The following is a 22498-nucleotide window of genomic DNA, read 5'->3' as shown; positions in this document are numbered from 1 at the left end:
ATGAGTATTAAAACAATTCTCCTTGATTATTAATATTTATCTTTCCAAGATGCTTATAGGCCTTATCAGTAACTTCCCTTCCACGAGGTGTTCTCATAATAAATCCTTCTTGAATCAAGAAAGGCTCATATACTTCTTCGATTGTTTCGCTGCTTTCACTCACAGCTGTTGCCAAGGTTGAAAGTCCAACAGGACCTCCCTTAAACTTATTGATAATGGTCAGTAATATTTTATTATCCATTTCATCCAAACCATGAGCGTCTACGTTTAGCGCTTTTAAGGCATAACGTGAAATTTCCAAATCGATTCTTCCGTTTCCTTTAATTTGCGCAAAATCACGAACGCGTCTTAATAACGCATTTGCAATACGAGGAGTTCCACGACTTCTTCCTGCAATTTCAATAGCAGCTTCCAAATCAATTGGCATTTTTAATATAGAAGCACTTCTCTCCACAATAGTGGTTAGAAGTTCAGTAGTGTAATATTGTAAACGTGAAGATATTCCGAAACGAGCACGCATAGGAGCTGTTAACAATCCTGATCGTGTAGTAGCTCCAATCAAAGTAAAAGGATTCAAATTGATCTGCACCGTTCTTGCGTTTGGACCAGATTCTATCATAATATCAATCTTGAAATCTTCCATTGCCGAGTATAGATACTCCTCTACAACTGGGCTTAATCGATGTATTTCATCAATGAACAAAACATCCCTCTCGTCTAAGTTTGTAAGTAAACCAGCTAGATCACCAGGCTTGTCTAAAACAGGTCCAGAAGTAATTTTTATACCCACTTGCAACTCATTTGCTAATATATTAGCTAAAGTCGTTTTTCCTAAACCAGGAGGCCCATGAAAAAGTGCATGATCCAATGCTTCTCCACGTTGGTTTGCAGCAGCAACAAAAACTTTTAAATTTTCCAAAACTTGATCTTGTCCGGCAAAATCATCAAATGACAGCGGACGCAATCTTTTTTCGAGATCTAACTCTTCTGAGTTGTATCCTTTAGTAGTAGGATCTAGATTTTCATTCATCCCACAAAGATATATAAACTAATTAGTTTCTAAAACAGTAAAACTGAAGGTTTAAAACTTTAACTAAACAAAAAAGGCTGTCATCTCTGACAGCCTTTCTCTATTATTTCTAGTGGTGTAAAACTTCTTCACCTTCTTTCATTGGTACATTTTGAGGAACAAAATCTACATCATGATTTGGGTTACTGTAGTCATATGGCCAACGGTATACATGAGGAATTTCTCCTGGCCAGTTTCCGTGAATATGTTCAACTGGTGTAGTCCACTCTAAAGTAGTAGATTTCCATGGGTTTTGAGTTGCTTTCTTACCGTAGAAAATACTGCTAAAGAAGTTGTATAAGAATACTAATTGGAACGCACCTCCTACAAGAGCAAATGTTGTAATTAAAACATTCACATTTTGCAAATCATCAAATAATGGGAAGTTTGTGTTAGTATAGTAACGTCTTGGTAAACCTGCTAATCCGATAAAGTGCATTGGGAAGAAAACTCCATAAGCACAAACTGCAGTTACCCAGAAGTGAATATAACCTAAGTTTTTGTTTAACATTCTTCCGTACATTTTAGGGAACCAGTGGTAAATACCAGCAAACATTCCGTAAAGTGCAGAGATACCCATTACTAAGTGAAAGTGAGCAATTACGAAGTAAGTATCGTGAACGTTAATATCTAAAGTACTATCTCCTAAAATGATTCCTGTTAAACCTCCAGTGATGAAAGTAGAAACCATTCCGATAGAGAATAACATTGCAGGGTTAAATTGTAAGTTACCTTTCCATAAAGTTGTAATCCAGTTGAAAGCTTTTACAGCAGATGGAATTGCAATCAATAAAGTAGTAAAAGTAAATACAGATCCTAAGAAAGGATTCATACCTGAAATAAACATGTGGTGACCCCAAACGATAGTTGATAAGAATGCAATTGCAAGAACTGACATAATCATCGCTCTATAACCAAAAATTGGTTTACGAGCATTTGTAGCCATAATTTCAGATACAAGACCCATCGCTGGTAAGATTACGATGTAAACCTCAGGGTGACCTAAGAACCAGAATAAGTGCTCAAACAATACAGGAGAACCTCCTTGGTAGTGTAAAACTTCACCAGCAATATAGATATCAGATAAGAAGAATGAAGTACCAAAACTTCTATCGAAAATCAATAATAAAGCTGCAGATAATAAAACTGGAAACGAAATAACACCAATAATAGCTGTTACGAAGAATGTCCAGATTGTTAATGGAAGTCTAGTCATAGACATTCCTTTTGTTCTTAAGTTAAGTACAGTAACAATGTAATTTAAAGATCCCATCAAAGAAGATGCGATGAAAATAGCCATAGATACTAACCATAATGTCATACCAGTTCCAGACCCAGGGATTGCTTGTGGCAATGCACTTAAAGGAGGGTAAATTGTCCATCCTGCAGATGCTGGCCCAGCTTCAACAAATAAAGAACATAACATTACAACTGCAGATAAGAAAAACAACCAGTATGAAATCATGTTCATAAATCCAGATGCCATATCTCGTGCTCCAATTTGAAGCGGAATCAATAAGTTACTAAATGTTCCACTCAAACCTGCCGTCAGTACAAAGAATACCATGATGGTACCGTGAATTGTTACTAATGCAAGATAAATATCATTTGCCATTACACCATCAGGTGCAAATTTATCTCCTAATAAAACATTGAATATTTTGAAAGACTCTTCTGGCCACGCTAATTGCATTCTGAAAAGCAAGGACATTGCAATCCCAATTACTCCCATAACAATACCAGTAATCAAGTATTGTTTAGCAATCATTTTGTGATCAATACTAAAAATATATTTAGTAATGAACGTGTCTTTATGATGATGTTCGTGCTCGTGATCGTGTCCGTGATCGTGACCGTGCGCTTCTGCTGACATATATTTGTACTTTAAATTTTCTTAATAATATTATTTCATCGCAACTTTAGCTACAGCTGCTTTTACTGTATCAACAACTGTTTTAACAGTGTCGATAACTTTTGCAGCAGTGTCTGTAGTTGGAGCAGCTCCTTCAGCTGGTTTCTCAGCAGCAGCAGCCGCTTTAATATCTTGAGCTAAAGTAGTTTTTTCGCTTAACCATTTTTTGTACTCTTCTGGAGTATCAACTACCACTTTCATTTGCATGTTATAGTGAGAAGCTCCACAGATTTTATTACATAATAATAAATAGTCAAATGTATAAGGATCTAAAGCTGTTCCTCCTTTTGCAACTAACTCAGTACTTTTTTCAGCTCTAAGTTTGTTGATGTGAGCAACTTTTTCAACCATAAATGGTAATTCTCTATATTCTGCAGTAGTATAAGTTGGAACGAATGCAAATTCAGTCACCATACCAGGAACACAGTTCATTTGAGCTCTAAAGTGAGGGAAGTAAGCAGAGTGCAATACATCCTGGGAACGCATTTTAAAGTGTACTTTTTTACCTTTAGGAATATGTAATTCTGAAACTACGATATCATCTTGAGCATTAGGATCTGACATATCAACCCCTAATGTATTAACTCCCTCGATTAAACGTACGTTAGCTTTTCCTAAAACATTATCTTGTCCAGCATATCTTGCAGTCCATTTGAATTGTTGAGCATATAATTCGATCTCGATTACATCTTCATCTTTATCAACAAACATAATGTTATTCCAAGCGTATAATCCGTAAAGAATTAAACAAGCTAAAACAACAGAAGGAATGATACTCCAAATTGCTTCTAATTTATTACTATCAGCAAAGAACAACGCTTTTCTATCTTTATTACCTCTGTTTTTAAAAGAAAACCAATATAATAAACCTTGCGTAATAACTTGAACTGTAAAAATTAATACCCAAGTAATATTCATTAAATTATCTACTAAAAGTCCATGCTCAGAAGCAGGAGTATGAAGTGCCAAATTACCCCATTTTAGTAAACCATAAATAGTAAATATATAAATGAATGCTAAGAAGCCAAACATTATATACCCCTGGATGTTATTGTCATTATCTGATGCAACCTGAGAATCATCAGAAGAAGTTCCTACCTGAGTAAGATCAAATATCTTCGTCAATTGCCACAGTGCAACTGCTAATAAAACTAAAACTATAATTACCAACAAACTTGTCATCTGTTTACTTCTTTAAATATTAATAATGAAAATGTTTACTTTCTTCGATGAAAGGATTTCTTTTTGCAAGCAAAGGAGATTTAGTTAATGCAGTAAATACAACAAATATAAATAAACCTAAGAAGAAAAGAATCGATGCAATTTCAGGAACTCCAATAAACCATTTGTCTCCAACTGTACCCGGCATAATCATATTAAAGAAATCAACATAATGACCTAATAATATCACAATACCAGCCATAACAATAACCCAGCTAAGGCGTTTGAAGTCAGTATTGATTAATATTAATAATGGGAAAACAAAGTTCATAACAACCGCTCCAAAGAAAGGAAGGTTATATAATTGAATTCTTGTTACAAAATAAGTTACCTCTTCTGGAATGTTAGCGTACCAAATCAACATGAATTGAGAGAACCATAAATAAGTCCAGAATACACTAATACCAAACATGAATTTAGCTAAATCGTGGATATGACTTGTATTTACATACTCTAAATATCCTTTTGATTTTAAATAAATCGTTACTAATGCAATAGTAGTAATACCACTTACGAAGAAAGAAGCAAATACATACCAAGCAAACAAAGTACTAAACCAGTGTGGATCAAAAGACATAATCCAATCCCAAGCCATGATAGACTCAGAAACGATGAAGAATACTAAGAATCCAGCAGAAGCTTTGAAGTTCTTTTTGTAGTAAAGATCGTCATTTGCCTCATCCTGCGCTAAACAGTTTTTTCTTGAATAGTAACGATACAAGTTCCATCCTAATAAAAAGATAGCCGCTCTTACAATCCAGAAAGGAAAGTTTAAATAACCTGATTTACCAGCAATAATTGCATCATAATTAGCGTTTTTAGGATCTGTTACACCCTCACCTAACCAAACAAAGATATGATTAAAGTGTAATCCACATAAAACTAAGATTATGAAAAAGATGATAGAACCAGCCGGTAAATAAGCTGTTATACCTTGCATAACTCTAAACAAAACTGGAGACCAACCTGCTTGAGCAACTTGTTGGATAGCATAAAAAGCTAAAACCCCCATTGAAAGCAGTAAAAAGAAAATACAAGCCACATATACAGCAGACCAAGGCTTATTTTGCAATTGGTGTAATACGTGCTCTAAATGTTTTTCGTGCTCATTTGCACCAGAAACTTCTGCATGCTCAGCTCCTTTGTGAGAGTCATGTGCAACTTCAGCAGCCTCATGATGACCTGCTTCTTTGTGAGATGCCTCCGCTTTTTCTTCATGTGCAGCACCATGAGAACCATGTTCATCTGCAGCTAGTATTTTTTCAACTTCTTGAATATCTTTTGGTGCACTTAAAAAACCATACCCAATTCCTAATAAACCAACGGCCATTAAGATGATAGAAAAAGTTTTTAATTTACTTGAAAATGTATACATATCTATTACGATCAGTTTGTTCAACAATTATAATTGGCTTCTTAGTTTCAGAACATAGTCAGCAACTAACCAACGTTCGTGAGCACTTAATTGATTTGCATGTGAACCCATTGCATTTAAACCATAAGTCTCAACATGAAAGATACTTCCTTCTGTGATTTCTCTGTCTTTATAGCTAGGTACTCCAAGAAATTTCTCTCTTTCAACCAATTTACCTTTACCATTACCAGCTGAACCATGGCAGCTAATACAGTAAATTTCGAAAAGTTCTTTACCTTTTCCAGAATTTCTTTCTTCTTCAGTCAAAGGCGATTTCAAATTAGCTTTTGCTAATTCATAACCAGCAGTTGAATTTTCATATTCATAAGGTTCAAAACCTCTATTGATAGTTCCTGCAACAGGAAGCTGTCCTTCTTTTCCTCCCTTAAATATTTTTGCTTCTGAATATGGCTCGTAAGCAACAGACTCATACATATTTGGGAAATACTGATAGTTCGGTGCCGAATTATTGTGGCAAGATGAAACTAAAATAGTTATACCAACTAAAAGTGTTATTTTATATATCCTTTTCATAGCTACAATTAATTCTTTTCTATTACTTTAACTTCAACAGCTCCAGTTCCTTCAAAGAAAGAAACCAATTCAGCTTCGTTATCATTTACAGCAACCTCCATTAAAAAGTGGTCATCAGTTGTTCTTACATCTGGGTTTTCAGCTTCTTTAAAAGGCCATAATCTACTTCTCATATAGAAAGTAATTACCATTAAGTGAGCTGCAAAAAATACTGTCATCTCAAACATAATTGGCACAAAAGATGGCATATTTTGGATAAAACTAAAACTTGGTTTACCTCCAATATCCTGTGGCCAGTCATGAATCATGATGTAACCCATCATAGTTGTTGCAACAGAAATACCAACACATCCATATAAAAAAGCACATATCGCTAATCTTGTTGGTGCTAAACCCATGGCTTTATCCAATCCGTGAACTGGGAATGGAGTAAAAACCTCTTCAATATGATGATGAGCAGCTCTAGTTTTCTTTACTGCATTCATCAAAACGTCATCGTCATTATAAATGGCGTATATTACTTTATTACTCATGATGTGAATCTTTACTATTTGCTCTTTCTCTAATGTAGTTATCTCCAGTTCCTTTTAAAATCGTTTTAACCTCTGCCTGAGCAATTACAGGGAATGTTCTAGAGTATAATAAAAACAATACGAAGAAGAAACCAATTGTTCCAATGAAAATTCCAATATCAACAAATGTTGGTGAGAACATTGTCCAAGAAGATGGAAGGTAATCTCTATGTAAAGAAGTAACAATAATTACGAATCTTTCAAACCACATACCGATGTTTACAACAATCGAAATAATGAATGAGAACATGATACTTGTTCTTAGTTTTTTGAACCACATGAACTGAGGAGAGAACACGTTACATGTCATCATCGACCAATATGCCCACCAGTAAGGTCCAGTAGCTCTGTTTAAGAATGCATATTGCTCATACTCTACACCAGAATACCAAGCTACGAATAACTCAGTGATGTAAGCAACACCAACAATAGATCCAGTAATCATGATAATGATGTTCATTAACTCAATATGCTGTAATGTGATGTATGCTTCAAGATTAGATACTTTTCTCATAACGATCAACAATGTATTTACCATCGCGAATCCAGAGAAAACCGCTCCAGCAACGAAGTATGGAGGGAAAATTGTTGTATGCCATCCTGGAATTACAGAAGTAGCAAAGTCCATAGATACAATGGTGTGTACAGAAAGTACAAGTGGAGTAGCTAAACCAGCTAATACAAGAGATACCTCTTCAAAACGCTGCCAGTCTTTTGCTCTACCGCTCCATCCAAAACTTAAGATAGAATAAACTCTTTTATTAAATGGAGTAATAGCTCTATCACGAAGCATTGCGAAGTCAGGCAATAAACCAGTCCACCAGAATACTAATGATACTGAAAGATACGTTGAAATCGCGAATACGTCCCAAAGTAATGGTGAGTTAAAGTTTACCCATAAAGATCCAAATTGGTTTGGAATAGGTAATACCCAGTATGCTAACCATGGACGTCCCATGTGAATGATTGGGAATAAACCTGCTTGAACTACTGAGAAGATAGTCATTGCTTCAGCAGAACGGTTGATGGCCATTCTCCAACGTTGACGGAAAAGTAATAATACCGCAGAAATTAATGTTCCGGCGTGACCAATACCAACCCACCAAACGAAGTTAGTAATATCCCAAGCCCAGCCAACTGTTTTATTTAATCCCCATGTTCCGATACCGGTAGATACGGTGTAAATTATACAACCTAACCCCCAAAGGAAGGCTGTTAATGCGATTGAAAATACAATCCACCATTGCTTGTTTGCAGGCCCCTCAACAGGTGCAGCTACATCTACAGTTACATCGTGATAAGATTTATCACCTATAACTAAAGGTTTTCTAATGGGTGCTTCGTAGTGAGACGACATAATCCTTTATATTGTTTCTTAATTAATAATTTACTAAGTATTTCTAACTTTAACATGGTAAACCACATTAGGTTTTGTACCTACATGCTCTAATAAGTGGTATGATCTTTCATCAGCAGCCAATTTAGCTACTTTACTTTCTTTATCATTTACATCACCAAATATCATCGCTCCTGAAGAACAAGCACTAGAACAAGCTGTTTGGAATTCACCGTCTCTAACTGGACGACCTTCGTTTTTAGCTTTTAATTTAGTAGCTTGTGTCATTTGGATACACATAGAACATTTCTCCATAACACCACGAGAACGTACGTTAACATCAGGATTTAATACCATACGGCCTAAATCATCGTTCATGTGATAATCGAACTCGCTGTTTTTGTTGTATAAGAACCAGTTAAAACGACGTACTTTATATGGACAGTTGTTAGCACAGTAACGAGTACCAACACATCTGTTGTAAGCCATATGGTTTTGGCCTTCACGACCGTGAGAAGTTGCAGCAACTGGACAAACTGTTTCACAAGGTGCGTGGTTACAGTGTTGACACATTACAGGCTGGAATGCAACTTGAGGATTATCTCCAGGTTTTTCCATTTCATTAAATGTAGATAATGAACTAGATAAACCAGCAATTCCTTCTTTTCTTTCATTATCACCTTCAAAAGTGCTTTCAGAAGAATAGTATCTATCGATACGTAACCAGTGCATATCACGGCTTCTTCTTACCTCTGCTTTACCTACAACAGGAACGTTGTTTTCAGCGTGACAAGCGATAACGCAAGCTCCACATCCAGTACAAGCATTTAAATCAATTGAAAGGTTGAAGTGGTGACCAGTTGTACGATCAAATGATTCCCAAAGATCTACAGTAGTAGCCTCTACTTCTTGGTGATCTAAAGATACCATTGGTTTTTCATTCCAATGTTCAGCATCTTTAGTATTGAATATTTCTAAAGTAGTTTCTTTAATAATATCTCCTCTACCCATTAAAGTTTTCTGACCTTGAACACAAGCAAACTCATGTACTCCTCCAGCTTTAGCGATAGAAACAGATTGAACATTATTGAAACCTTTATATAAAGCGTAAGCATTTAAACCTACTTGCATTTCTTCTTTTAGAGCTGCTTTACGTCCGTATCCAAGAGCTAAACCTACAGTTCCAACTGCTTGTCCTGGCTGAACGATAACTGGAACATTTTCTAATTTAACTCCATCAACCGTGATAGTAGCATAACTACCATTTAAACCACCGTTTGCAACGATTTCATTTGTCAAACCTAGTTTTTTAGCATCAGCATTTGATACTGTAACGTAGTTATCCCAAGAAACTCTAGTAATTGGATCTGGAAACTCTTGCAACCAAGGGTTGTTAGCATGCTGTCCATCTCCTAATCCTGTTTTAGTATATAATACTAACTCAAAATCACCAGCAGCTTTAGAACTTGCAACAGCACTTGCAGCAGTAGCAGCGTCAATAGCGCCACCAGATAATGCTGAACCACCTACAACAGCTACACCATCGTGTAATACTTTATTCCAAGAAGCACCTGCAGTATAAGCTCCAGAATTTGCTTTTAAGTAGTCATAAAAAGTACCAGCTGTACCATTTACTGACAATAAAACATCTTGAAATTGTTTTGTATTAAAGATAGGACGGATTGTTGGCTGAGTTAAGCTATAAGTTCCGCTAGTAAGTTCAAGATCTCCCCAAGATTCTAAGTAGTGAGGAGCTGGTGCAGCAATTGAAACAATTGATGCCGTTTCGTCTTCTTTTAATGAAAAAGCAACAGACGTTTTAACTTTTTTCAATCCAGATACAAAAGAAGCTGAATCAGCTAAAGTGTAAACAGGATTAACTCCACTCATAATTAAAGTATGAACACTTCCTGCATTCAAGTCTTTAATTAACTGTGCAACTGCAGCATTAGAACCTTTTCTAATCTGTCTTGCTCCAGCAGTACTAAAAGCTTCGCTTGCCAATACTTGGTTAATAGCTAAAACTAATAATTGAGCATTTTTATCTTCAATTCCAGATACTAAAACTCCTTTTGAACCAGCAGCTTTAAGTTGTTGAGCAGCTTTAACTACTTCAGCTTTAACTTTCTCATCTAAAGCTACAGGAACAGAAGCACCTGCAATAATATTGTAAATTTGAACTAAAGCTTGCTTTTGAGCAGCTGTAGTTACTGGAACACGCTTATCAGCAGCAGCTCCAGATAATGTCATATTTGATTCGAATTGGAAGTGACGAGACATTTTTCCGTTTTGAGGAATACGTCCTTGTGCATATCCTGCATCATATCCTCCACCTTGCCAGTCTCCTAAGAAATCAGCACCAACAGATACGATTAAAGAAGCTTTTGAAAAATCGTAATCAACTAAAGCTCTTTGACCATAAACCGCTTCAAAAGCATCTAAAGCTTCAGATGATGAAACTGCATCATATACAACGTGCTTAGCAGTAGGATTTTTTGCAATAAACTCTGCAATTAATTTCTCTGTAGAAGGACTTGCTAAAGTATTAGTCAACAATACTACTTGCCCACCTTTTGCTTTAGCATCTGCTAAACTCGATTTGATTTTCAAATCAACAGCCGACCAAGAAGAATTTTTACCATCTACTTTTGGCTCTTTCAAACGAGTGCTATCATACAATCCTAAGATAGAAGCGTGAATTCTAGCATTCGCAGAAAATTTAGCTCCTGCAATTGTATTGTTTTCAATTTTAATTGGACGACCCTCACGAGTTTTCACCAAAAGATTAGCAAAATCAAATCCATCAAAAACTGTAGTTGCATAGTAATCTGCAACACCAGGAATGATTTGTTCTGGTTGTAATACATAAGGGATAGACTTGTGAACAGGACCTTCGCAAGCAGCTAATGTTACAGCCGCTGTACTAAACCCTACGTACTTTAAAAAGTCACGACGTGAAGTCCCTGATGTAGATAAAGCCTCAGCGTTACCTAAAAACTCATCAGTAGGAATTTCTTCAACAAACTCGTTATTTCTAAGCGCCTCAACAATAGAGCTATTTTCTAGCTCCTCAACACTTTTCCAGTATTTTTTGTTTGATGACATTGTATATATATATTAAAATCTTAATAAATCGATTAATAGTGGCATTTACCACACTCTAAACCTCCCATTTGCGCTGCAGTTAATTTCTCTACACCGTATTTTTTAGAAAGTTCAGCATGAATTTTGTCATAGTAAGCATTACCTTCCATCTTAACATCAGTTTTTCTATGGCAATCAATACACCATCCCATTGTTAATTTAGAGTATTGCTTCATGATTTCAAACTCTTGTACTGGTCCGTGACAAGTTTGACATTCAATACCTGCAACAGAAACGTGTTGAGAGTGGTTGAAGTAAACAAAGTCAGGTAAGTTATGAATACGAACCCATTTTACAGGCATTGTTTTTCCAGTATAAGCTTGTTTAGTCTTATCCCATCCAACAGCATCATATAATTTTTGGATTTGAGCATCGTAGAATGCTTTGCTGTACTCAGGAGTAGCAGTTGTTTCAGCAACCTCAGAGATGTTTTTATGACAGTTCATACAAACATTCAATGAAGGAATACCAGCTGTTTTACTTACACGAGCAGCAGAGTGGCAATATTTACAATTGATTTCGTTATCACCAGCGTGAATTTTGTGAGAGTAGTGAATTGGCTGAATTGGTTCATAATTCTGATCTACACCTACTTGCATTAAGTATCCGTAAACAAAATAACCACTAGCCAAAAGCAAGAAGATTGACGTTACCAAAACCAAGAATTGATTTTTAGCAAAAGCTTTCCAGATTGGTAGTCTTGCTTCTTTTGGAGCAACCTCAATACCGTTTTTGTTTGCAACTTTAGTTAAAACCTTGTTTACCATAAACAACATCACAACTAAAATAGCCATAACAAGAGCAAGAGCTCCTAATATAATGTTATTTGAAATAGCACCACTTTCTACGTTAGTCCCAGGAGGCGTAGCAGCATTTCCTGCTGCAGCAGCAGGCTCAGGCTTAGGCTCAGAAGTATAAGCTATAATATTATCAATATCTCCTTCAGACAATTGAGGAAACGAAGTCATAACAGCTTTGTTATTTTCCTCAAAAAGTTTAACAGCAACAGGATCACCTGACTTAATTACGTCAGAACTGTTATGCACCCACTTGTAAATCCAAGCCATATCATGCTTAGAAGCAACTCCCCTTAAAGCAGGACCAGTTGATTTAGCATCTAATTTGTGACATGCAGCGCAATTTGCATTAAAAAGTTCTTTCCCTTTTACTGGATCACCGCCTCCTGCAGCTGGAGCAGCCGCAGCAGCCTCAGGCGCCGCCGGAGCAGCAGCATCTTGAGCAAATGAAGTTAGGGAGAAAATTAACGTTAGCGATAAGCCAAGCAGTAATTTTCTTGAGATCGAATTATGGTTACCCACCTTTTTCATATAGTATAAATAATTGTCTACTAATTTTTGGTATGATTTTTTCTGTACTAAATACACTAAAAACCTATACCCTCTTTTAAAACTTGCACAAAAATACGACTTATGAGCTATTCTCAAAACCTTAAAATAGTCTTAATTATCAATTTATATCAATTCTAAATAATATTAAAATTTTACACTCAAACTTTAAATAGTATTTTTGCATAAAAACCATCACATTATGAGAATTTTAAGTCCTTCAAAAAGCCTTTTATTAACAATTACAACGATTGCTTTCGCACACAATATTAATGCTCAAGACCAAAATTTAACATTGAATCAAGATCCTAAATTCGAGCAGTTACTGAATGAGAAACGCAAAATTAACACGTCAATAAATACAAACGATACTTATAGAATCCAAATCTTTAGCGGTAAAAGCGACGAGGCAAAAAAAACGCTATCGGATTTTAAAAGAGAAAATTCAAACATTGACGGAACCATAATTTTCAGCACTCCGAATTACAAAGTAATTGTTGGAAATTTTAAAACCAGGATCGAAGCTGAAAGAAATTTGGCGGAAATTAAAAAGAGATACAAAAGTGTTTTTTTACTTAAACCTGGTAAATAATCCATTCAAAACAAAAAAGCGAGATTTCCATCTCGCTTTTTTGTTTATTTTAACAATTTTCACAAACAATAGACCATGATTTATCAGCATCTATTATTCCAATTTCTACTTTAGTCTACCACTTTAATTCCACTTGCTAAGAAACGTATTTCTTCTTTAGGAACTTTGATAGCATCTATTTCCGCTTTTGTTTTTTTAGCATCTTTTGCATAATGCTTCAACTCCTCAACAGACGTTATTTTTCGTTCTACACTCCCCTCCAAAACAACATTTTTACCCTTTAACGCAGTTGGAACAAAAAAAGCATAATCTTTCATTTTAACAAAGAAAGACGCCCCATCTTCAGTTTTAACACTAACCCAACAGCCTTTTTTCGGACAAACGTCTGTAACCTCACCTCTCACAGCAACTTCATCTATTTTATTAGCAGCTTTCAACTCTTTTTCTAATACTCCGACAGAAATCGCCTTACTTGCCACAACATTAGAAATATCATTTCCATAATAATCCCCAACCAAAGCATTTCCTGCTGGCGGAGCTGGTTTTTCTACTGCTTCTTGAGCAAAAGACAAAGCAGAAAAACACATAAATAAAATCATTGAGCAAAATCGTTTTTTCATATTTCATTATTTTTATTTCGACACACTAAAATTTGATTGAACTAAAATACACATTTGCGCTATAACTTTTCCCATTAATTTTAATTCATAATCACACCAATAAAAAAGTCCCAATTTGCATTGGGACTTTTAAATAATATAATCGAAAATTATTTCAATTTCTTTTTAATTGCTACTTCGTGGTAAGCCTCGATAACATCATTAATTTCGATATCATTAAATCCTTTTATCTGGATACCGCAATCGTAACCTTTAGTTACTTCTTTCACATCGTCTTTGAAACGTTTTAAAGCAACTAACTCACCTGTATGAACCACAACTCCATCTCTAATAACTCTAATTTTAGAAGTTCTTAAGATTTTACCATCAGTTACCATACATCCAGCAATTGAACCCACTTTAGAAATTTTGAATATCTCACGAATTTCAGCATTTCCTAAAACTTCTTCTTTCATTTCTGGAGCAAGCATTCCTTCCATCGCGTCTTTTAAGTCATCGATAGCAGCGTAGATAATTGAGTAATAACGGATATCGATTTCTTCTTTATCTGCAAGTTGTCTCGCATTTCCTGCAGGACGAACGTTAAATCCGATAATGATCGCATCTGATGCAGAAGCCAAGTTAACATCGGTTTCTGTAATTGCACCAACTCCTTTATGGATAATATTGATCTGAACTTCTTCTGTAGAAAGTTTAGAGAACGAATCTGATAATGCTTCAACAGAACCATCCACGTCTCCTTTAAGGATTACGTTTAATTCTTTAAACTGACCAAGAGCGATACGACGTCCTATTTCATCAAGTGTAATATGTCTTTGAGTACGAACTGACTGCTCACGCATTAATTGAGAACGTTTTGATGCAATTTGTTTTGCTTCTTTTTCGTCTTCGAATACATTGAACTTATCACCCGCAGTTGGAGCTCCATCCAAACCTAAAACAGATACTGGAGTCGAAGGACCAGCTGATAATACTGTGTGCCCTCTTTCATCATGCATTGCTTTAACTTTTCCGTGGTGTTTTCCAGCCAACATATAATCTCCAATTTTCAAAGTACCTTGCTGTACTAAAATTGTAGACACATATCCTTTTCCTTTATCTAAGTAAGCCTCAACAACAGTACCTTGAGCGGCTTTGTTTGGATTTGCTTTTAGATCTAAGATTTCAGCTTCTAATAAAACTTTCTCTAGCAATTCTTTAACACCTGTTCCAACTTTTGCAGAAATATCATGCGACTGAATTTTTCCACCCCAATCTTCAACAAGTAAATTCATACCAGCCAAACGCTCTTTAATTTTATCAACATTAGCATTTGGTTTATCAATTTTATTGATTGCAAAAATAATTGGCACTCCTGCAGCTTGTGCGTGAGAAATTGCCTCTTTTGTTTGCGGCATGATATCATCATCGGCCGCAACCACAATAATAGCAATATCTGTAACTTGAGCTCCACGTGCACGCATCGCGGTAAACGCCTCGTGACCTGGAGTATCTAAGAATGCTATTTTTTGTCCGTTATCTAAAGTAACTCCATACGCTCCAATGTGCTGTGTAATACCTCCTGACTCACCAGCGATTACATTTTCTTTACGGATATAATCCAGTAAAGATGTTTTACCGTGGTCAACGTGTCCCATTACAGTCACAATTGGCGCTCTTGTTACTAAATCTTCTTCTTTATCTTCTACAACTTCTATTGCTTCTTCAATATCTACTGTAATGAATTCAACATCATAACCAAATTCATCCGCTACAATAGTTAATGTTTCCGCATCTAGACGTTGGTTCATGGTAACCATGATACCAAGAGACATACAAGTTCCAATTACTTTGGTAATCGGCACATCCATCATGATAGCAATTTCACCCACAGTAACGAATTCTGTAACTTTAATCGTTTTACTTCCTTCGTCAAGAGCTCTTTGCTCATCATCAGATTTCTGACGGTGCGTTTCTCTCTTATCTCTTCTATATTTAGCCGCTTTAGATTTACCTCCTTTACCTTGAAGCTTTTCAAGAGTTTCTCTAATTTGGTTTTTTACTTCTTCTTCTGTCGGCTCAACTTTAGCCACAATTGCAGGACGGTTTCCTTTTACAAAACCAGGTCTTTGGCTTCGATTAGCATTAAAACCACCACCGCTATTGTTATTTTGAGCAGGCTTATTTTGATTTGGTGTTCCAGGCGCATTTCCTGTAGCAGGTTTTGGCGTACCAGGAGTACCTGGTTTTGGACCAATTCTTTTACGTTTATTTTTATTGGCATTGTTATTATTACCAACTCCTGGAGTTCCAGGTTTATTCTGAGCCGCTTTAGGATCTTCTTTCTTTTTCTTAGGCTTATTAAATTGAGATAAATCAATTGTCTGACCTGTAAGAGTTGTTCCTGTAAGCTTTTGATATTGAGTCGTAATCGTTTCCTCTGAAGTTGTTGGATCAGTAGACACTATTGGCTCCTGAGCAACTTTAGATTCTGCTTTAACTTCTTTTTTCTCCGTAATAATAGGTTCTTCTTTTTTTGTTTCAGAAACAGGAGTTAAAACAACTGGTTCAGATTTCACTGTTTCGTTTTGAACAGGTTTTTCTGGTTGCGCAGGCGCAACAACAGCTTTTGGTTCTTCAACCTTAGCTGGTTCCTCAGAAGGAGTAACGGCAGGTTTTTTAGGATTCAAGTCGATTTTACCAACTTGTACAGGACCCGAAACAACCGCTCTTGCTTTAATTATTTCTTGCTGTTTTTGACGCTCTTCTTCTTGTCTGCGTTTGTCTTCAATTTCTTTCTCACGCTCTACACGTAATGCTTCTTTTTCCTTTCTTTTTTCTTCTCCAACCTCTTTAGAAGCTTCCTTATTCCCCTTATCGCCCGCAAATTGGCTTTGTAGGATATTAAATTCACTGTCAGAAATTTTAGCATTTGGATTTGCATCAATGGCAATTCCCTTATCTTTTAGATAATCAACAGCTCTTTCTAACGAGATATTTAACTCCCTTAAAACCTTGTTTATTCTTATTACTCTCTCTTCAGACATATAACCTTTTTATTATTACCTTTTTCGTTGTGTGTTGTTAGAGCAGATGGTCAGCTATTGGCTAGCTATCAAACTCTTCTTTTAGTATCTTCATAACATCTAGAATTGTTTCCTCTTCTAAGTCTGTTCTTCTTACTAAATCTTCTACGTCGTGTTTTAAGATACTTTTTGCAGTATCCAAACCTATTTTTGCAAACTCTTCAATTACCCACTCTTCAATTTCATCTGAGAACTCTGTTAATTCAACATCGTCTTCATCTGCAACTGTTCCAGCGACATCTCCTTCACGGATAACATCCAACTCATAACCTGTCAATTGACCTGCTAATTTAATGTTATGACCACCTCTACCAATTGCTTTAGAAACCTCTTCTAATTTCAAGAATACTTCAGCTCTTTTGCTTTCTTCATCAATTTTAATAGAAGAAACTTTTGCAGGGCTTAACGCTCTTGTAATAAATAATTGAATATTGTTTGTATAGTTGATTACATCAATATTTTCATTTCCAAGCTCACGAACAATTCCGTGAATACGAGAACCTTTCATTCCCACACAAGCTCCAACTGGATCAATTCTATCATCGTAAGAATCAACAGCCACTTTTGCTTTTTCACCAGGAATACGAACTACGTTTTTTACTGTAATTAATCCGTCGAAAACTTCTGGGATTTCTTGCTCAAACAATTTCTCTAAGAACTTTTCTGAAGTTCTAGACATAATAATTTGAGGTTTGTTTCCTTTTAATTCAACGCTTTCAATAATTCCACGAACATTATCTCCTTTACGGAAAAAGTCAGATGGAATTTGTTTTTCTTTTGGAAGCACAATCTCGTTTCCTTCATCATCAACTAAGATAACTACTCTTGGACGCACGTGGTGTACTTCAGCTGTATAAATATCACCGATAATATCTTTAAATTGTTTGTAAAGATTTGTATTATCGTGTTCGTGAATTTTAGATATTAGATTCTGACGAAGCGCTAAGATAGCTCTTCTTCCTAAATCAATCAATTTTACTTCTTCAGAAACTTCTTCACCAATTTCAAAATCCGCTTCAATTTTTCTTGCTTCAGTCAATGTAATTTCTTCATTTTCAAAATCAAGATCCTCATCGGCAACAATTACTCTTCTTCTCCAGATTTCCATATCACCTTTATCAGGATTGATAATGATATCGAAATTTTCATCTGAACCGTATTTTTTCTTTAATGCATTTCTAAATACGTCCTCTAAAATTGCCATAAGCGTTACACGATCAATAAGTTTATTATCTTTAAACTCTGAGAATGAATCGATTAATGCTAAATTTTCCATGCGAATTTTTTAATTAAAATTAAAATGTTACCGTAACAACTGCCTCTTTAATTTCTGTATAAGGTATTTGTTGCTCTTTTTGAACTGTTTCTTTTCCTTTTCCTACTTTTTTCGGTTCTCTTGCTTTCCAAGACAAAATTATGAAAACATCGTTAGCTTCAACCAATTCTGCTTCGATTTTTTCAGTATTTGTGGTAACAATCAACGTTCTACCAACATTTTTTTTGTATTGTCTTACCATTTTCAGAGGTGTCCCTACTCCAACTGATGCTACTTCAAGCGAAAAATCCTGTTCTTCACGATCCAGATTATTTTCGATTGCACGACTGATGTCTATACAGTCTTGCAGCGCCACTCCATTATCCCCGTCTAAACTAACACTAATTTTAAAAGAATCTGAAACAGCCAGATCAACCAAAAAGATTGATGGTTTTTCCAGAAGAGCTTCCGTAATTAATCCGTTTACTTTTTCTTTGAATGTCATAATTTTATAAAAAGAGGGGACACTTAGTCCCCTCATTATTTAGATTTTAATAAATAACAGTGCAAATATAGTGTTTTTTTTATAAATCAAATAAATTGATTGCTCTAAAATAATTTCTTATCTTTATAATAGCATTAAAACACAGAATTATTCCTAATTTTTAACCTCAAAATCATGAAACGAATTTTAGTACCTACCGACTTCTCAGAACATGCAGAAGACGCCCTAAAAGTTGCTGCTCAGATTGCCAAAAAGAACAATTCTGAACTCATTCTTCTTCATATGCTCGAATTGCCACAGCAATCAAACGATGCCATATTAGGCGGAACAAGCATTCCTGAAACCATGCTTTTTATGAAAAAAGCAAATGAGACACTTGACGAAGTTGCTTCTAGAGAATACCTAGAAGGAATTCCGGTAACTGAAATTGTAAAAATGGATAAGCCCATACACGGAATTACGCAAATAAGCAAAGATTACGATGTAGACTTAATCATTATGGGATCTCATGGCTCTTCTGGTGGAGAAGAACTATTAATAGGATCTAACACCGAAAAAGTAGTTCGAAACTCAGAAATTCCTGTTTTAGTCATCAAGAAAAGTATTCCAAATTTTAATGCGTCTGATATTGTTTTTGCTTCTGATTTTTCAGAAGAAGCAAAAAAACCATTTGAAAAACTTTTAAATCTCACCAAGCTATTCGATTCAAAATTACACTTAGTTACTATCTGCACTCCCAACAGTTTCAAACCAACCCATGTTAGCGAAAAAGCAATGGCCGATTTTGTATCCGAATTTAACATCACCAATTATACCACTCAAATTTACAACGACACCAACATCGAAAAAGGAATTATTAATTTTTCTAACAAAATAAATGCAGATGTAATTGGAATGTGCACGCATGGCAGAACCGGTTTCGCACATTTCTTTAATGGAAGCATTAGCGAAGGACTGGTTAATCATGCCGTTAAGCCCGTTATCACTTTGAAAATTTAAAACCGATTTAAAAATACTTTCTTCAAAGCTTCTCAAATGAGAAGCTTTTTTTTGTAAAACAACAAAAAAAATGAGCCTTTCAACAAAGCGCACTTGAACTTTTCAACAAAGTCGCCAACACATATAATGCAGAAATTTGTCAAATAGAAATTCATTAAAAAAAACAACATGAAAACAATAGACAAAATTTACATTAATGGCGAATTTGTAACTCCTCAAGGAACAGAATATTTTGACCTTATTAGCCCAACAACAAATGAAAAACTAGGAAAAGTTCGTTTAGGAAATACCGAAGACACTCAAAACGCAATCAAAGTCGCTAAAAATGCTTTTAAAACTTTTTCAAAAACTACAGCTTCCGAAAGAATTCAATACCTTAAAAACATTAAATCTTCTGTTGAAAAAAGAAAAAGCGACTTTATTAATATAATGACCGAAGAATACGGAGGAACATTTCAATTTGCAAGTGTAAGCTATGATTATATGCTGAAAAGTTTTGATTCAGCCATTAACCTTCTTAATAATTATAGCTTTATCAAAACTATGGGAGAATCTGAAGTTCAAATGGCTCCAATTGGAGTTGTCGGAATTATTATTCCTTGGAACTCAAGTAACGGTTTTATTTGCAGCAAACTATCTACAGCAATTGCAGCAGGATGTACAACCGTAATCAAGCCAAGCGAGATGAGCGCACAGCAAACGCAATTGATGATGGAATGCTTACATGACGCGCAACTTCCAAAAGGCATAGTAAATATCGTAAACGGATTAGGAGAAGTTGTTGGCGCCGAAATAAGCCGAAATCCAGATATTGCAAAAATATCTTTTACCGGATCTACGAATGTTGGAAAAATCATCGCAAAAGAAGCAGTCAACACCATGAAACGAGTTACGCTAGAACTTGGTGGAAAGTCCCCAAACATCATTCTTGATGATGCCGATTTCTCAAAAGCTATTCCGCTTGCCATAGGCGCAGCATTTATGAATAGCGGACAAGCGTGTATTGCCGGAACTAGATTATTAATTCCAGAAAGCAAATTAGAGGGAACGAAACTGTTAATTAAAGAAATCGTTTCGCATATTGCAGTTGGCGATCCAAAAAACCCAAGCACTGCCGTAGGACCAATGGTAAGCACCAAACAATATAACCGTGTTCAGGATTATATCCAGATCGGAATTAACGAAGGAGCAGAAATACTGATTGGCGGATTAGGCAAACCGGAAGGGTTAGAAAATGGAAATTTCGTTAAACCAACTGTTTTCATCAATGCAACCAATCAAATGCGTATTGCAAGAGAGGAAATATTTGGTCCTGTTTTATCTGTTATCACTTATAAAACCGAAGAAGAAGCTATTGAAATCGCCAATGACACCACTTACGGACTACAAGCCTACGTAAGTTCATCAGACGAAAAAAGAGCTCATGCCGTAGCTTCACAACTTAACGCAGGACGTGTTCAGATAAACGGAATCGGTCACGATCCAATGGCTCCTTTTGGTGGATTTAAACAATCTGGAATCGGACGCGAGTTTGGAACTATTGGACTAGAAGCTTACTTAGAACCAAGAGCATTAATTCAACAAAAATAATCTTCAACAATCTGGAAATCTTCAAACACAAAGATTTCCAGATCTTTTAGTATTTTTACAATATGAGCCCAAAACCAAACACTAAGCCCAAAATTCTTTACTCATGCTATTACTCTCGTAGTCGTGAGGGCGAACATTTTATACCCGAACATGTTTTCAGCTATCAGATTTCTGGCGAAATGATAGTCTCAGACAGCAAAAACACCTTTCACTCTAAAGCTGGAGATTTTCGTTTTAGCAGAAGAAACCATCTGGCAAAGTTTACCAAAATTCCGCCAGAAGGAGGAGAATTCAAAACCATTTCGCTTTTTCTCGATCAGGAAATTTTAAGAGAAATTAGTAAAGAATACAATCTGAAATCGGATAAAAAATCAGATTCAGAAGCTATGTTTTCATTGGCTCCTAACCCACTTTACAAATCTTTCATGAAATCGTTACTTTCTTATCTCGAAGTCGAAGAAGAAAACAACGAAGCTTTATTTAATTTAAAAATCAAGGAAGCCATTCATCTTTTATTAAAAGTAAATCCAGAACTAAAAGACATTTTGTTTGACTTTAACGAACCAGGTAAAATTGATTTGGAAGCATTCATGAATAAAAACTTCCATTTTAATGTTCAAATGCATCGATTTGCCTATCTTACAGGAAGAAGTTTAGCCACATTTAAAAGAGACTTTCAAAAAATATTTCAGCAAACACCTGGAAAATGGCTTTTAAACAAACGCCTTCAGGAAGCTTATTATTTAATCAGTCAAGGAAATCCTCCATCAGAAGTCTATATTGGAGTTGGTTTTGAAGATCTTTCGCATTTTTCATTTTCATTCAAAAAGAAATTCGGAATCGTCCCTTCTTCTTTAAATCACAAATAAAAAACTCACCTTAAATTTACACCATAAAAAAAGCCTCTCATTTCTGAGAGGCTTTTCTGTTGGTCTACTAGGACTCGAACCTAGAAAGACGGCACCAAAAACCGTAGTGTTACCATTACACCATAGACCAGCAGTGCGGTTAAGCGGGTGCAAAATTAAAACTTTATTTAATTTATGCAAATTTTAAATGAAACTTTTTTAAATAAAAAAAGTCTCTCATTTCTGAGAGACTTTTCTGTTGGTCTACTAGGACTCGAACCTAGAAAGACGGCACCAAAAACCGTAGTGTTACCATTACACCATAGACCAGCAGTGCGGTTAAGCGAGTGCAAATTTAAGTCTTTATTTAGTTTGTGCAAACTTTTTGAGCAAAAAAAATCATTTTTTTTGATTTTTTTCACATTAAAATCAGCTTCCGAAACAAAAACACCTCATAGCCAATGTATTACTTTCAA

General features: G+C 35.5%; 17 protein-coding genes and 2 tRNA genes. 4 read left to right on the top strand and 15 right to left on the bottom strand.

Going from position 1 to position 22498, the window contains the following annotated elements:
• Positions 1 to 7: 7 nt before the first annotated feature.
• From ruvB to J7574_RS05465, 9 genes are all read right to left on the bottom strand, one after another.
• Complete coding sequence (gene ruvB / locus J7574_RS05505; RefSeq protein WP_290965382.1) at positions 8 to 1030, bottom strand: Holliday junction branch migration DNA helicase RuvB; 1023 nt, start codon at positions 1028 to 1030, stop codon at positions 8 to 10.
• Between the two features lie 109 nt (positions 1031 to 1139).
• Entirely contained in the window at positions 1140 to 2942 is a 1803-nt protein-coding gene (locus tag J7574_RS05500) for a cbb3-type cytochrome c oxidase subunit I (protein WP_008466848.1), read from the bottom strand.
• Positions 2943 to 2972: 30 nt separating this feature from the next.
• Positions 2973 to 4163 carry a cytochrome c oxidase subunit II gene (locus J7574_RS05495; protein WP_290965379.1) on the bottom strand — a complete coding sequence of 397 codons (1191 nt, stop codon included), beginning with the start codon at positions 4161 to 4163 and terminating at the stop codon, positions 2973 to 2975.
• Positions 4164 to 4182: 19 nt separating this feature from the next.
• Positions 4183 to 5577, bottom strand: a complete 1395-nt coding sequence (locus tag J7574_RS05490; RefSeq protein ID WP_290965376.1) for a quinol:cytochrome C oxidoreductase — start codon at positions 5575 to 5577, stop codon at positions 4183 to 4185.
• Between the two features lie 27 nt (positions 5578 to 5604).
• On the bottom strand, positions 5605 to 6150 hold the full coding sequence (locus J7574_RS05485) for a cytochrome c (RefSeq protein ID WP_290965373.1): 546 nt from the start codon (positions 6148 to 6150) through the stop codon (positions 5605 to 5607).
• Positions 6151 to 6158: 8 nt separating this feature from the next.
• Positions 6159 to 6683 carry a DUF3341 domain-containing protein gene (locus tag J7574_RS05480; RefSeq protein WP_008466841.1) on the bottom strand — a complete coding sequence of 175 codons (525 nt, stop codon included), beginning with the start codon at positions 6681 to 6683 and terminating at the stop codon, positions 6159 to 6161.
• A complete protein-coding gene (gene nrfD, locus J7574_RS05475) occupies positions 6676 to 8079 on the bottom strand; it encodes an NrfD/PsrC family molybdoenzyme membrane anchor subunit (protein WP_035645274.1) in 1404 nt (467 codons plus the stop codon). Before nrfD ends, J7574_RS05480 begins: the two co-directional genes overlap by 8 nt.
• A gap of 33 nt (positions 8080 to 8112) precedes the next feature.
• Complete coding sequence (locus tag J7574_RS05470) at positions 8113 to 11163, bottom strand: TAT-variant-translocated molybdopterin oxidoreductase (RefSeq protein ID WP_290965364.1); 3051 nt, start codon at positions 11161 to 11163, stop codon at positions 8113 to 8115.
• A 32-nt stretch (positions 11164 to 11195) separates the two neighbouring features.
• The gene (locus J7574_RS05465) at positions 11196 to 12530 is read right to left on the bottom strand and encodes a c-type cytochrome (RefSeq protein WP_290965361.1); all 1335 of its coding nucleotides are present in this window, start codon (positions 12528 to 12530) and stop codon (positions 11196 to 11198) included.
• Positions 12531 to 12750: 220 nt separating this feature from the next.
• On the opposite strand from J7574_RS05465, the gene J7574_RS05460 reads away from it, so the two are divergent.
• Entirely contained in the window at positions 12751 to 13140 is a 390-nt protein-coding gene (locus tag J7574_RS05460) for an SPOR domain-containing protein (RefSeq protein WP_111379241.1), read from the top strand.
• A 110-nt stretch (positions 13141 to 13250) separates the two neighbouring features.
• Here J7574_RS05460 and J7574_RS05455 read toward each other — a convergent pair whose 3' ends face one another.
• The 4 genes from J7574_RS05455 to rimP form a co-directional block, all read right to left on the bottom strand.
• On the bottom strand, positions 13251 to 13760 hold the full coding sequence (locus J7574_RS05455) for a DUF4920 domain-containing protein (RefSeq protein ID WP_290965355.1): 510 nt from the start codon (positions 13758 to 13760) through the stop codon (positions 13251 to 13253).
• A 149-nt stretch (positions 13761 to 13909) separates the two neighbouring features.
• Positions 13910 to 16786 (bottom strand): translation initiation factor IF-2, encoded by a 2877-nt coding sequence (infB, locus tag J7574_RS05450; RefSeq protein WP_290965352.1) that lies wholly within the window; start codon positions 16784 to 16786, stop codon positions 13910 to 13912.
• A 61-nt stretch (positions 16787 to 16847) separates the two neighbouring features.
• Complete coding sequence (nusA, locus tag J7574_RS05445) at positions 16848 to 18101, bottom strand: transcription termination factor NusA (RefSeq protein WP_125722262.1); 1254 nt, start codon at positions 18099 to 18101, stop codon at positions 16848 to 16850.
• A gap of 19 nt (positions 18102 to 18120) precedes the next feature.
• Positions 18121 to 18585: a ribosome assembly cofactor RimP gene (rimP, locus tag J7574_RS05440; RefSeq protein ID WP_290965347.1), complete on the bottom strand. Its 465-nt coding sequence runs from the start codon at positions 18583 to 18585 to the stop codon at positions 18121 to 18123.
• Between the two features lie 174 nt (positions 18586 to 18759).
• On the opposite strand from rimP, the gene J7574_RS05435 reads away from it, so the two are divergent.
• The 3 genes from J7574_RS05435 (at position 18760) to J7574_RS05425 (ending at position 22043) form a co-directional block, all read left to right on the top strand.
• Positions 18760 to 19584, top strand: coding sequence for a universal stress protein (locus tag J7574_RS05435; protein ID WP_290965344.1), 825 nt, complete (start codon positions 18760 to 18762; stop codon positions 19582 to 19584).
• Positions 19585 to 19752: 168 nt separating this feature from the next.
• Entirely contained in the window at positions 19753 to 21174 is a 1422-nt protein-coding gene (locus J7574_RS05430) for an aldehyde dehydrogenase family protein (RefSeq protein ID WP_290965341.1), read from the top strand.
• 62 nt (positions 21175 to 21236) lie between these two features.
• The gene (locus J7574_RS05425) at positions 21237 to 22043 is read left to right on the top strand and encodes an AraC family transcriptional regulator (protein WP_290965338.1); all 807 of its coding nucleotides are present in this window, start codon (positions 21237 to 21239) and stop codon (positions 22041 to 22043) included.
• Between the two features lie 59 nt (positions 22044 to 22102).
• Here J7574_RS05425 and J7574_RS05420 read toward each other — a convergent pair.
• Together J7574_RS05420 and J7574_RS05415 are read right to left on the bottom strand one after the other, a co-directional pair.
• A tRNA-Gln gene (locus J7574_RS05420) sits at positions 22103 to 22173 on the bottom strand.
• A 108-nt stretch (positions 22174 to 22281) separates the two neighbouring features.
• A tRNA-Gln gene (locus J7574_RS05415) sits at positions 22282 to 22352 on the bottom strand.
• Between the last annotated feature and the right edge of the window lie 146 nt (positions 22353 to 22498).

It is taken from the genome of Flavobacterium sp. (assembly GCF_017744675.1).
Taxonomy (GTDB): Bacteria; Bacteroidota; Bacteroidia; order Flavobacteriales; family Flavobacteriaceae; genus Flavobacterium.
Note: the sequence above shows the minus strand (reverse complement) of the source record. Positions and strands in the feature narration are given on the sequence as shown.